An 11,822-nucleotide genomic window follows, 5' to 3' on the forward strand; every position below is an offset into this window, starting at 1 on the left:
GTATAGTTTTTTCAAGTAATCGATGAAAAACATAGACCAGAAAATAATAATCTAGGATTTACGATGCTATTATTTTGGTTTGATCCGCATTGAATTGCATACGTTGTCCAGACCAATACGAAGCTGCCGCAAGATGTGATGGCTTTACAGCGTTAAGCCCTACTTCGATGGGAGCGCTTAGTCTTGTTTTCCCTTTTATTGCATCTAAAAAGTTCTTTGCATGTGCGTAGGTGAGGTTTTCGGCATTCTGAAAGGCCATGGGTTTGCCCTTATGGGGCGTATACCTATAGCCCGAACGAAAGAGTTCCAATTTTCCTTCGGTACCGTGAAAAAGAACGGAATCGTGTTGGTTCTTAATAGGTAGTATGCTACATTCAAATGTAAAGTTCCATCCCCCTTTATATTGAACAATTGTGTTTACCGTATCAGGGTTGGTCCTATCATCTTTCATGTGATAAATACCTCCCGTGGTGACTGCATTTAACGGGTTGGTATCATCCATCATCCATTGCGCCACATCACCCCAATGGGTCAACAAATCGGATAGTATGCCGGTGCCGTATTCCTTATAATGCCTCCAACCATCATATCTTGGCCAATAATACTCTGTTTTTGGTGCAGGTCCCAAGAACATATCCCATTTAAAATTTTCAGGTTTGGGCCGCTGTTCTAATTGTCTCCGTTGCCACCCAAAATTGCTCCAAACCGCTCTAACAAAAACGATATCCCCTAATTTTTTCGAGCCTCCAAAAAATTCTTCCTTCACCCGCTGGTACATTTGCGCGCTACGCTGTTGCGTACCTGTTTGACAGATTACATTGCTGCCTACTACGGCTTCCTTTAGCTCAGTTCCTTCATCAAAATGTAATGTCACCGGTTTTTCCAGCAATAGGTGTTTTCCAGCTTCAAGTATTTGGATTGCATAATTTTTATGCAAATGGTCAGGAGTTGCCAGTAGCACCGCATCTACATTTTTGTTGGTCAGGACTTCATCCAAATTGTACGTCATTGGTATGTCCCCAAGAGCTAGATAATCGATGGTCCTTTTTACCTGTTCGTCCCAAACATCACAAAATATTACCGGTTTTATTTGATTGGTCTTGAGCATCTCTCCCAATACCCATCTGCCTCTTCTTCCCGCGCCTACTACGGCAATACCAATTTTATCATTTGCACCTAAAATATTGCCATAGGAAACTGCGGTTAGAGCTGCTGCTCCCGTACCAACGATAAAATCTCTTCTTTTCATGGTGTTACTAGTTATTCATTTCCTGCGGATGCATGGAGTAATTCCATCCCAACCGAAGTTCTTGGCTTAAAACCCTTCCAATCCCCTGTATTTGAATCTGGTTCTAGATTTAAATAGTCACTGTAGTCCTCCCCTTTTAAATACGTGCCCAAAAAAGCGGTTATAAAATGCTGATTGACATTGTTGATTCTTCTCATATCCCAAACTGAATCCGCATACCTTAAATATTCATCAATATGTAACCCTTCTTGCATTGTTGCAGGTGCTGGCGGATTGGGAGCAACGTTGTGCCTTGCATTTATGTAGGTCAACAAATAACGGTCACTGTTTACGGTCCCTTCATAAATGGCCTTGATTCCTTTTTCATATCCGGAAATATCGTCCTCGCTACCTGCTACAAAAAACGTAGGGGTTTTTAGACCTGCAAGACCAGTCTCATCCCATACCCCATTGGCCATTCCCCAAGGCGCCAGTGCTACAAACGCTTTTATTCGTGTATCAATGGAAGCGGTATAGAATTCATAGGCCATGCCGAGTTTATCCAATGCATCACTGCCTCCTGTCATCGATTTAAAAAAAGCTATTGCCGCTTTGCTATAACCAGCACCACATGTATTAAGACCTCCATAGCCGCCCATAGAATAGCCAACGAGTCCTGTATTGGAAGTATCTACCAAATTGATAAGGAAACTATCGCTTGTGGTTGTGGAAAGCCGTTCAATCTCGTTTAAAACAAATAACTGGTCCAACGACCTGTTTGCTAAAGTACTCGTAAAATTAGCAGCATCTTTATATGTAGAATCGGTATGGTCAATGGAAACCACTACGTATCCTTTTGATGCCAAGTTTTCTGATAGGTATGTGAACAAAAATCGTGAGCCCACATATCCATGGGATAAAATTACCAACGGAAACTTCCCCTTATCTTTAATAATAGCAGCATCCCTAAGTGCCCGACCTTGAAAAGTGAAAGGGATGACAGGACGGCCTTCAGTAGCATTTTTCCCTAGTACTTGAGTGTACGTTTCCAGTTCTTCAACATTTTCTGGAATATTTGCCGGATACCAGACTTCTACAGTGATAGGACGGTCATACTGCTCCCCCTTACCATCTTTAATACTCAGTACATTCAACTGATCTTTATGCACTAAATCGATGGTCTTGACTCCAACGCCATAAGTGCCACGATGAGCCAGTTCAGGGGCATCTGGTAGTGCATCCCCAATCAAGAATTCACTTTGTGAATGTACGTTTTGACAAATCAAAAAAGAAAAAATAATAGAAAGGAAAAAATAAGCCGGTCTGGTCATTTAAAACGTTTTAATGAATCTCTTAAATGTAGTGAATTTATAGGCAAAAGATAAATATGGACTTCGTGGAAGTTGCAACGATTTAGCATTCGATAAATGAATTTTGATTAAATTGTTTTACTTTCAACCCAAAAAGAATTCAACCTATGAAAACAATTAATAAAATTCTCTGTATTTCAACCATTCTCACTTTTTGCTTTTCTTGTAGTATTGATGATGGTGATGATGGAATCGACCCACCTAATTTCGAAGTTCTTGGGCTTTGGGATTTGGTAGCCGTGAATGTCAGCGAAGCGCAAGACGTCAATATGGATGGTACAGCCTCTACAAATCTGTTGGACGAATTGGATTGTATCTCTGGCACGCTTTTGATTGATGGTGATTTATTATGGACATACGAGCAGACGGCCATAACAATAACCTCCATTACAAACAATCAATACGCCGTAAGTTGTTCAGATACTATTTCAGCAACTGGAACTTGGTTTTCTGATGAAAACGAAGTCACTTTTGCTGGTAATGATGTTCTATCAACACTCGAAATTGATGGACAGCAGTTGATCAATGAATCGGGTGAAGATTTACCAGGTATCATGAGCTATGTTTATGAATTAAGAAAGAATTGATAGTATAAGCTCCCATTCATATCTTTTTGCTAATTGAAAGAAAACAGTACTACTTCATACAATTTTTATGGCTTCTGGGCTAAAATCACCCACATTTGTTTATCGTCCTCCAGTTCCCATTTTCCATGATTTTCAATTTCGGAAATTATAATAAAACCTGCCTGTTTCAATTCTTTTCTAACATAACCTGGACTTAATGAATGGGCGCTTATCTGCTCTTTTCTTGTTTTGCCTTTTACCCTGTCCTTTAACTTCTCTAAAATCATTAATCTTCCACCTGATTTTAAAGCATTTTTAACGTGCTGAAGAATTTTTTCATGTGCATCCATTTCATGATAGGTGTCCATGATAAAAACCACATCAAAACTGTTCTCAGGTAGTTTTGGATCATCATAATCTCCAAGTACCGTTTTTATATTGGTAAGTTTACGTTCTTTTGCATTGGCCCTAAGTGTCGCCAATCTATCTTCTCTAACATCGACGGCATATACTTTTCCATAGTCCTTGACCAGTTTTGACAAGTAAATGCTCAAATACCCTTCATGACATCCAATATCAGCGACCCTATCATCCTCAGAAACATTGGCCATATCCAATAAAGTTTGGGTTTTCATCCATTTATCGCGTTCCGCCCAGTCAGATTCAGTGTACTGCGCCTGCAAACCAATAAAGGAAAACAAACAAAAAACTATTACAAAGTGGAAATAGCTCATGCTGTTGAATTTAGTTTCCTAGAAGCCCTTGCCCTTCAATCCAAGGCGCTCCAGCGGCTTTAAGTTCATTTTCCAAACTGGACATTGTATTTGCCAATACACCTAATTCTTTTTTAATGGTCCTCAATTGGTTCTGCGCTCGTTCCATCGCAGCTTTGTGATTGCCCGTTGGACCATATGTATTCCCCAATGCAACATAACCAACAAAGCTACCATCACCCGGGGCTGGAGGTGTCTTCTCCCCTACTTCGTTTTTAGCTGGATTGCCTTTCATTTGTTTATTAAGCTCCAAAAGTGCTGCTCGGGCATTGGATATTTTTGAATACAATGCCGGAGTAGGTCTTTCGGCCTCATTAAGGGCACGCTTCATAGCATCAGTTTTCAAAATACTTTTTTCCAAGATAGAGTTTGTGGCTGCGATATCTTGTTGGAAGTTCTGGTGCATCTCTCGGAAGGCATCGATTTCAGATGTTGGTTTAGCTGGTAAGGCACCCTCTTTTAAAAGCTTTACCTGAAAATTCTGAGACTGTGAAAGTTGTTTTATTTCTCCATTTACGCGTTGGTGCAATTCAACGGAATAGGTTCCCGGAGTAGCCATATAGGGAGAACCAAAGAAATTATCGTCATCGCCTTTTGGTTTTTTTAAGGGGATACCTGATCTATCAGCATATGTAAGATTCCAAGCTACCCGATTGAATCCCTTCTTATTTGTTCCTTCTACTGTATTGACTACATTTCCATTGTTATCTTTTACTACGAGCATTAGTGCAGGTTTCTCCTGATTTTTCTCGTTTTCCAATGCTTCCCAGCTTGGAAAATTGATATTACTATTCTGTTTGTTAAGTACTTTCTCCTTTTCCGTTCGCGAATCTTTTAAGGTTTTCAATTTTTCTGGAAGATAGTATGTGAACGTGGCTCCAAATGCAGGATTTTTTGCTACATATTGTGTGTTACCTTGGCTACCAAGAGCGCTTCGTTGAATGTACCAATAAGCTGGTTTAACCTTAAAAAGAGTGGTTTGGTTCATTTTTGTGGCATCAAATTCCCGTAACGGGGAAATATCATCCAAAATGTAGAATCCCCTACCAAATGAGGCACCCACTAAATCATCTTCTCTACGCTGAATGGTGATATCGCGAAACGATATGGTCGGTAAACCACCATCAAGCTGTATCCAATTGCTTCCTCCATCGTTGGTAAAATAAATCCCATATTCAGTAGCGGCAAACAAAAGTCCTTTTACCTTATGGTCTTGTACAATTCGCCATGTCAACAAACGCTCAGGCAAGTTTCCATTTATAAAGTCCCAATTTTTGCCCTTATCCGTACTTTTCAATAGAAATGGCCTAAAATCTCCTTCTTTATGATTGTCGAGCACAAGATAGACCGTGTTGGCGTCATATAAATCGGCTCTTACATCATTTACAAAAGCCCGATTTGGAACTCCTTTGATATCTCCAAGCATTATTTTAGACCAACTCGTACCACCATCTTCGGTCATCTGAAGGATTCCGTCGTCCGTACCGGCATAAATAAGACCTTCCTGTAGCGGCGACTCGGCCAAGGAAGTAATGGTATTATAGTTGGACATGGCACCTACGTCCCAGGGATTGTCCCAGCTTTGTTGCCTTCCCAGGATTGGTAAAGTCAATCGCTCTTCATTTCGGGTCAAATCTTGTGAAATGGCTGTCCAATCATCACCTCTATTTTCTGATTTCCAAACCCGGTACGATGCAAAATACAAACGCTTTGGATTGTGTGGACTTACCAATATGGGCGCGTCCCAATTGAAGCGTTCATGAGGTTCGCCCGCTGATGGTTGAGGCTGAATAAACACAGTTTCACCCGTTGTTTGGTCAATTCGCCATAACCAGCCCTGTTGGAATTCACCATAGGTAATATCTGGATTGCCCGGTTCTATTGCTGATTGATGGCCGTCTGCCCCTAAAGTTTTCCACCAATCTGAGCTTAGGATTCCAGCTTCGCTTGTTGTTCTGGATGGTCCCCCATGCGAACCGTTATCTTGGGTACCTCCATAAATATTGTAAAATGGTTCGGTATCATCAACTGCAACTTTGTAGTATTGCGTAAGCGGAAGATTTTCAAAAAATCGCCATGTTTCGGTCAGATCATAGGATTCATAAAGTCCGCCATCAGTTCCAAAAAGCACATAATTTGGGTCAGATGCCTTAAAAGCCATGGCGTGACTATCTACATGCTTCTTTTTTTCGTTCATTTGTTCAAAACTCTTACCATGGTCGTTGGAGATTTGGACATAATTGCTCATAAGGTATAGTTTCCCTTCTTGATGTGGTGATGCATAAAGCTCTTGATAGTAATGTGGACCAGTTCCGCCAGATACGGCATCAGATTGTTTGGTCCATGATGCTCCTTGGTTATTGGAAATGAAAAGGCCACCTTTCTTTCGGTCCAACTCTATTGCTGCATAAATCGTCTCATTGTCGAAAGGAGAAATCGCTAGTCCAATTTTACCTAGGTTGGACTTTGGAATGCCATTGGTCAATTTAGACCAAGTTTCTCCGCCATCAGTGCTTTTATGGATACCTGAACCCGGACCACCGCCCATATACGCCGCCACTGTTCTGTGCCTATCCCATGTTGCGACATACAATACATCTGGGTTGGTAGGGTCAATCAACATATCGGTAACACCTGTCCATTGATTGTCTCCCAGAGTTCTTTTCCATGTTTTCCCACCATTTGTGGATTTATAAAGCCCACGTTCGCCACCTTTGCTCCAAAGAGGCCCCTGCGATGCCACCCATATTGTGTTTGAATCTTCTGGGTGTATCATTATTTTGGAGATATGCTCTGATGTTTTGAGCCCCATGTTCTTCCATGTCTTTCCTTCATCATGACTTACATAGATTCCGTCTCCGAAACCTACGTGTCTTCCACCTACGTTTTCTCCCGTACCAACCCAAATGGTATTGGTGTTGTTGGGGTCAATCGTAACACAACCAATAGAATAGCTGGTTTCTTTGTCAAAAATAGGTTTCCAAGTAGTTCCTGCATTTATAGTTTTCCATACACCACCAGAACCAACGGCAACATACCAAACACTTTCATTCTTTGGGTGAATGGCAATATCGGCAATACGGCCCGAAGTCATGGCTGGACCAATACTCCTAAATTCCAATCCTTTAAAAGTCGTAGAATCTGGTTTTTGGGCTGATGTATTAAAAGTTAAAGAGACAAATAAAAGTGCTACGAGGAAAAATTTTGAGAAATGTGACATGTGAAGTTTTTGGTTGAAATTGCATCGTAAGATAACCAAAAGCGTACGTCTTAATTCTAAAAGAAATGTGAAAAAAAGGCTTTTTTGAAAAAATAAGCACATTGCGCATACATATTGAAAAACCTACTTTAAGACCTAATTTTTTTACCAATGGTGTTCCTGAATATTCGTTTGACTTATTCAAGGTGTTGAAAATTAATTTCTTATGTAGATAAATATGTTTACAATATTTAAATGCAACCTTTTAGTTGCTTTTTAAAATTATTTACATAAATTAGCAACCAATTAGTTGCATTATTAACCAATAAAACAAAATAAAATGAAAGATGTAATCAGAAAAGAACACAGTTTTAATTACCCCATACAAAAAGTTTGGGATGCCATTTCTAAAGCCGATGAAATCTCCTCTTGGTTTGTTAAAGCGGATTTTGAAGCTAAATCAGGATATGCCTATACGTTTTCCAGTCTTGAAGAAGATTGTCCAAAAATTACTGGAGTAGTTAAGCATGCGGATCCATTTACGCTAATTTACACTTGGATCGTAGAGGGCACGGATATTGAAACGATTGTAAAGTGGGAACTTACCGAAAACGACAAAGGAACTAAGCTCGTTCTTGAGCACTCCGGTATTTCCAACTATCCAGAAAACTCAGCTGTAACGTTCTTTTCAAGTTTTGATACGGGATGGAATGGTTGTATAGATAAACTTGAAACCTTTTTACCACAACAGATTCATGCAAGATAATATTACAAAAATTTTAAAGGCAATAGCAGATCCTAAAAGGCGTGAAATTTTTCATGCCTTGGTCATTGCCTCTTCTGCCCTATCCATAACCCAGATTTCAGGTCAGTTTGAAATTAGTCGTCAAGGTGTCACAAAGCATATAAAAACACTTCAAGATGCAGGATTGGTAGATATTACTGCAAAAGGAAGGGAGCGCTTTTGTGTTGCGGATGCCAGACCGCTTGAAAAAATTACGGAATGGGCCAAGTTTTATGAGAGATTTTGGGATAAGACCCTAAACGACTTGGGTACTTTTTTGGACAATAACGAATCTTAGATTATTTAAACTGAAAAGGGTATTATACATCTCAAATTGGTTTACGACCAAACGCAAGAATTTATTTATTGTCTTCGCTAAGTTCCTCCAGTATCTTCTTGAACCCAAGCGCAACCCCGTTGGTCCATCCAAAACCATCTTGAGTTTCGTACTCCCCTCCTCCAGAAAGCAATGTTAAGTCCTCAACATTGTATTTCTCCATCATTTTTCCAGTGTTTTTATACACTTTCTCGTTCAGTGCCAGCCATCGCTGCATAATTTCCTTAGCTTCATTGGTATATCCGTAGTTAAGTAACCCTTTAACGGCAATCCATTGTAAAGGGGCCCAACCATTCGGAGCATCCCATTGCTGGCCCGAATGTTCCAAAGTAGTGACCAGTCCACCTTCTTTTAGGAATTTATCCATTATCACTTCCTTTACTTGTTTGGCCTGCTCCTCTGAAGCTACATTGAAGTATAAAGGAAAAATTCCTGCCAGCGTGAGCTCTGTAGTATTTTCATTTTCTACAAAGTTATAATCGTGATAAAATCCTGTTTCCTCATTCCAAAAATAGTTTGAGATAGCTTTCTTACGATTTTCGGCCCTAGCTTTAAACTGAAGCCCTAAATTGGTAAAGCCATCTTCTGAATATATTGTTGAAATGGTACATTCCATGAAGTATAACAAGCAATTTAGGTCGACGGGAAGTATATCAGCGGTTTTTGTGGTACTGAAACTTCCTTTTTCCGTATACCATCTAGAGCTAAAATCCCAGCCCGAAGCTGCAGCTGATCTGAGGTTATTGAAGAGTATTCGCTGTAAAGAATCAGATTCAAATACACTGGCCAAATGCAAATCCTCCTTATAAGCTTCGGGTCTTGGCGTATATCCTTTGTCCCAATACCTGTTCAAGACTTTATCCACTCCTAATCGAACCACATGATTCTTGGGACCAATGGTATCTGTATCATAGATTCCGTCCATCCAAAAATTATACTCCTTGTCCAGTTGGTACAGATATGATTTTAATATTTTTTCATTTTTTCGTGAAATGGCATCAACCATAAGGGAAAAGAATGGCGGTTGCGACCTGGTTCTATAGTAGTTACGCGTACCATTTGGTATAAAGCCTACGGTATCGATCAAAAAAGCAAAATTATCGACCATGTCCTTTGCTAAATCGTCCCTGCCATCAGCCAATAAACCTTCTAAGGTAAAATAGCTGTCCCAATAGTAGATTTCTTGAAAACGACCGCCGGGAACAACATATTTTTTTGGCAACGCTATTCGTGAGGAGTTGGCAATGCTACTATCCGGACCTCTGGTCAACTTGTCCCACATCAACGAGATATGCTCATACATGGTTTTTGTTGTGTCCGTTTCAAATTCCAAGGCTTGCATTGACCTATCCTCAAAATTTTCTTCAACAAAAGCTTTAAGGTCAAAGCCTTCTTCTTCTTTTTCAACAAGATATTTAGCCTCTAAAATTGAAATGGTTTTTTTTGGAACCAAATCGACAAAAGTTTTTGAATCCTTAAAAATAGCAGTCAGCTGAACGTCTTTGAAAAGCTGTGAATCGTAAAAATCAACCTCTTTAACCGACTTGGTTGCTTCCTTACAGTTAAAAACAATAAAACACAGTACTATTCCAAAACAAAATTTATACATGCCTATAAAATTTTAAAGTGATTAAATATAAGCGTAATAACCTAAAGTGAAAAAACGTTAAAATCGTATACGATTTGTATCTTAAAGCCATGAATAGTATAAGCATTCTACGAAATCAAGTAAAATCGCATTTGTTGGAACAAATCCAGATGGGAGAATTAGAGGTGGGCAAAACCATTAATCTGGCGCGTTTATCCAGAACAATGGGGATTAGTGCCACTCCAATTCGCGAAGCCTTGAGCCAATTGGAACAGGCTCGAATTATTAAGGCGGTTCCAAATCGAGGTTTTGTTATTTTTGAACTAAGCAAAGCTGAAGCAAAAAACCTCTATGAAACCATATCACAACTTGAATTAATGGCTTTGGAGAATTCTTCGTTCACTGCTGAATTCATTCAAGTGTTGCGAGCACATCAGACAAAATTAAAACAAGCCAATACAAATGCTGGAAAATTGAAAGAACGGTTTGGGTTTCATAGAGTTTTAACAAGCCGTTGTGCAAATATCATTCTAATACAACTACTTGATGACTTAAAAGCAAGACTATTATTTTATGAGCAGGGAGTCGGGAACCATAATGCCACTTTTTATGAAAATATAAACAATCAAAACGAAGCTTTGATTCAGGCTATTGAAGATAATAACATTCCGACCGCTGCTTTAATATTAAAAATGAACTGGATGTTCATTTTGGAGCATATTGAAAATCAAATAGAGAATTGAATATTTAGACTAAACACAGGAACAAACCGTTATGAGTAGTATATAAAAACGATCTAATGCAATTCTTAAATAAAGAGATTGAGGCTTTGGTCAAGCGAAAAAAATCCAAATCATTGGTGAAAAAACAGATATCTTGTGGAATTTTTCAGGATTTGGAAAATGAGAAAACCTCAACCAAAATTCATCAAACTAGCAAATAACCGTTATTGTTCAAATAATGATTTGTCCACCCCCGGAATTAGATTCAGGGCATTTTTATAATATACCTTTCGCAATACTTCATCTGGTAAATCCAATCCGTACATTGCCCAAAAAGCATGGTATTTTTTGTAGTATGGGAAGTATTCATCATCAGTTTCCAAAACCCTAAAATAGGTTGGAAATTCTTCTGGTTTCCAGCTGTCTTTACCAAATAGGATTCTATCTTGATATTTTAAGAAGAACTTCTTTGCCATTCTGGGTTGGCGTCCCAGTTCTGCTATAATAGCACCTATACCAACAGACATATTGGGAATTTCATCCATTAACTCCCCTAGCATAGCCAGGTTATTTGCATACCATCCCATGTGCGCATTGATAAACTTGGTTTTTGGATGCTTTTTGAACATACGATGTTGTTCGTCAATAATCTGTTGCCAAGGTGCAGGATTGGTAGCGGAGCGTTTCCTTCTAGGCCTCGTTTTCAGTTCTAACCATCTTTCATTGTCTTTGTCCATAGGGTCCCAGAATGATTTTGGATCAGCTGCATGAATCAATACGGGAATTCCCAGTTCACCACATTTTGTCCAGATAGGGTCTAGCCTAGAGTCATCGATCGCAATACGTTTTCCATTGATATCCTTGTGTCGTAATCCCAAGCTTTTGTAGATTTTTAGTCCTTTTGCTCCACTTTTCACATCAGATTCTAACTGTTTTGCAGCTTCTTCTCCCCAATTGGGCTTACCAACTCCGCTAAAATCTACGTTGGCGAAAATTACAAACCTATTGGGATAATTATTGTTCACGTTTTTCAGCATATCCTGTAAACCTTCACCAGAACCACCGCTCAGATTGACCATGACGCCCATATTCATTTTATCCATATCCCGCACCAGAGTAGACAAATCCTGTGTTGCCATCCTGAATTGATGGCTATGGACATCGATAAAGGTAAACTTGGCTTTGTCGACAAGGTTTTCTGGAACTACCAATGTTGATTTGGGATTGTACTCCTCAAACCCCATTTCTTGACTCT

10 protein-coding genes are annotated in these 11,822 nt (G+C 39.4%); 4 read left to right on the plus strand and 6 right to left on the minus strand.

Features of this window, described 5'->3' with window-relative positions:
* Positions 1–58: 58 nt before the first annotated feature.
* Both KIM67_RS14015 and KIM67_RS14020 read right to left on the minus strand, forming a co-directional pair.
* Positions 59–1,249 carry a Gfo/Idh/MocA family protein gene (locus KIM67_RS14015; RefSeq protein WP_213832185.1) on the minus strand — a complete coding sequence of 397 codons (1,191 nt, stop codon included), beginning with the start codon at positions 1,247–1,249 and terminating at the stop codon, positions 59–61.
* A gap of 11 nt (positions 1,250–1,260) precedes the next feature.
* Positions 1,261–2,559 carry a dienelactone hydrolase gene (locus KIM67_RS14020; RefSeq protein WP_213832186.1) on the minus strand — a complete coding sequence of 433 codons (1,299 nt, stop codon included), beginning with the start codon at positions 2,557–2,559 and terminating at the stop codon, positions 1,261–1,263.
* A gap of 146 nt (positions 2,560–2,705) precedes the next feature.
* On the opposite strand from KIM67_RS14020, the gene KIM67_RS14025 reads away from it, so the two are divergent.
* Entirely contained in the window at positions 2,706–3,185 is a 480-nt protein-coding gene (locus KIM67_RS14025) for a hypothetical protein (protein WP_213832187.1), read from the plus strand.
* 65 nt (positions 3,186–3,250) lie between these two features.
* Here KIM67_RS14025 and KIM67_RS14030 read toward each other — a convergent pair whose 3' ends face one another.
* Together KIM67_RS14030 and KIM67_RS14035 are read right to left on the minus strand one after the other, a co-directional pair.
* Positions 3,251–3,898 carry a class I SAM-dependent methyltransferase gene (locus KIM67_RS14030; protein ID WP_213832188.1) on the minus strand — a complete coding sequence of 216 codons (648 nt, stop codon included), beginning with the start codon at positions 3,896–3,898 and terminating at the stop codon, positions 3,251–3,253.
* A 10-nt stretch (positions 3,899–3,908) separates the two neighbouring features.
* Positions 3,909–7,157, minus strand: a complete 3,249-nt coding sequence (locus KIM67_RS14035; RefSeq protein ID WP_213832189.1) for a glycosyl hydrolase — start codon at positions 7,155–7,157, stop codon at positions 3,909–3,911.
* A 319-nt stretch (positions 7,158–7,476) separates the two neighbouring features.
* Between KIM67_RS14035 and KIM67_RS14040 the strand changes: the two genes are divergently transcribed.
* Positions 7,477–7,902, plus strand: coding sequence for an SRPBCC domain-containing protein (locus KIM67_RS14040; protein ID WP_213832190.1), 426 nt, complete (start codon positions 7,477–7,479; stop codon positions 7,900–7,902).
* Complete coding sequence (locus tag KIM67_RS14045) at positions 7,892–8,218, plus strand: helix-turn-helix transcriptional regulator (protein WP_213832191.1); 327 nt, start codon at positions 7,892–7,894, stop codon at positions 8,216–8,218. Before KIM67_RS14040 ends, KIM67_RS14045 begins: the two co-directional genes overlap by 11 nt.
* Positions 8,219–8,279: 61 nt before the next feature.
* Here the strand turns inward: KIM67_RS14045 and treF are convergent, their stop codons facing one another.
* Positions 8,280–9,866, minus strand: coding sequence for an alpha,alpha-trehalase TreF (gene treF, locus KIM67_RS14050; protein WP_213832192.1), 1,587 nt, complete (start codon positions 9,864–9,866; stop codon positions 8,280–8,282).
* An 89-nt stretch (positions 9,867–9,955) separates the two neighbouring features.
* On the opposite strand from treF, the gene KIM67_RS14055 reads away from it, so the two are divergent.
* A complete protein-coding gene (locus tag KIM67_RS14055; protein WP_213832193.1) occupies positions 9,956–10,588 on the plus strand; it encodes a GntR family transcriptional regulator in 633 nt (210 codons plus the stop codon).
* A gap of 203 nt (positions 10,589–10,791) precedes the next feature.
* On the opposite strand, the gene KIM67_RS14060 is transcribed toward KIM67_RS14055, so the two are convergent.
* Positions 10,792–11,811: an amidohydrolase family protein gene (locus KIM67_RS14060; RefSeq protein WP_250149269.1), complete on the minus strand. Its 1,020-nt coding sequence runs from the start codon at positions 11,809–11,811 to the stop codon at positions 10,792–10,794.
* Positions 11,812–11,822: the final 11 nt, after the last annotated feature.

Origin of the sequence: Flagellimonas sp. 389 (assembly GCF_018449435.1) — a bacterium.
GTDB lineage: Bacteria > Bacteroidota > Bacteroidia > Flavobacteriales > Flavobacteriaceae > Flagellimonas.

Coding starts and splice junctions, on each gene's coding strand:
- KIM67_RS14025 (WP_213832187.1), top strand. CDS start 2,706: ATGAAAACAATTAATAAAATTCTCTGTATTTCAACCATTCTCACTTTT.
- KIM67_RS14045 (WP_213832191.1), top strand. CDS start 7,892: ATGCAAGATAATATTACAAAAATTTTAAAGGCAATAGCAGATCCTAAA.
- KIM67_RS14015 (WP_213832185.1), bottom strand. CDS start 1,249: ATGAAAAGAAGAGATTTTATCGTTGGTACGGGAGCAGCAGCTCTAACC.
- KIM67_RS14030 (WP_213832188.1), bottom strand. CDS start 3,898: ATGAGCTATTTCCACTTTGTAATAGTTTTTTGTTTGTTTTCCTTTATT.
- KIM67_RS14040 (WP_213832190.1), top strand. CDS start 7,477: ATGAAAGATGTAATCAGAAAAGAACACAGTTTTAATTACCCCATACAA.
- KIM67_RS14020 (WP_213832186.1), bottom strand. CDS start 2,559: ATGACCAGACCGGCTTATTTTTTCCTTTCTATTATTTTTTCTTTTTTG.
- KIM67_RS14060 (WP_250149269.1), bottom strand. CDS start 11,811: ATGGGGTTTGAGGAGTACAATCCCAAATCAACATTGGTAGTTCCAGAA.
- KIM67_RS14055 (WP_213832193.1), top strand. CDS start 9,956: ATGAATAGTATAAGCATTCTACGAAATCAAGTAAAATCGCATTTGTTG.
- KIM67_RS14035 (WP_213832189.1), bottom strand. CDS start 7,157: ATGTCACATTTCTCAAAATTTTTCCTCGTAGCACTTTTATTTGTCTCT.
- treF (WP_213832192.1), bottom strand. CDS start 9,866: ATGTATAAATTTTGTTTTGGAATAGTACTGTGTTTTATTGTTTTTAAC.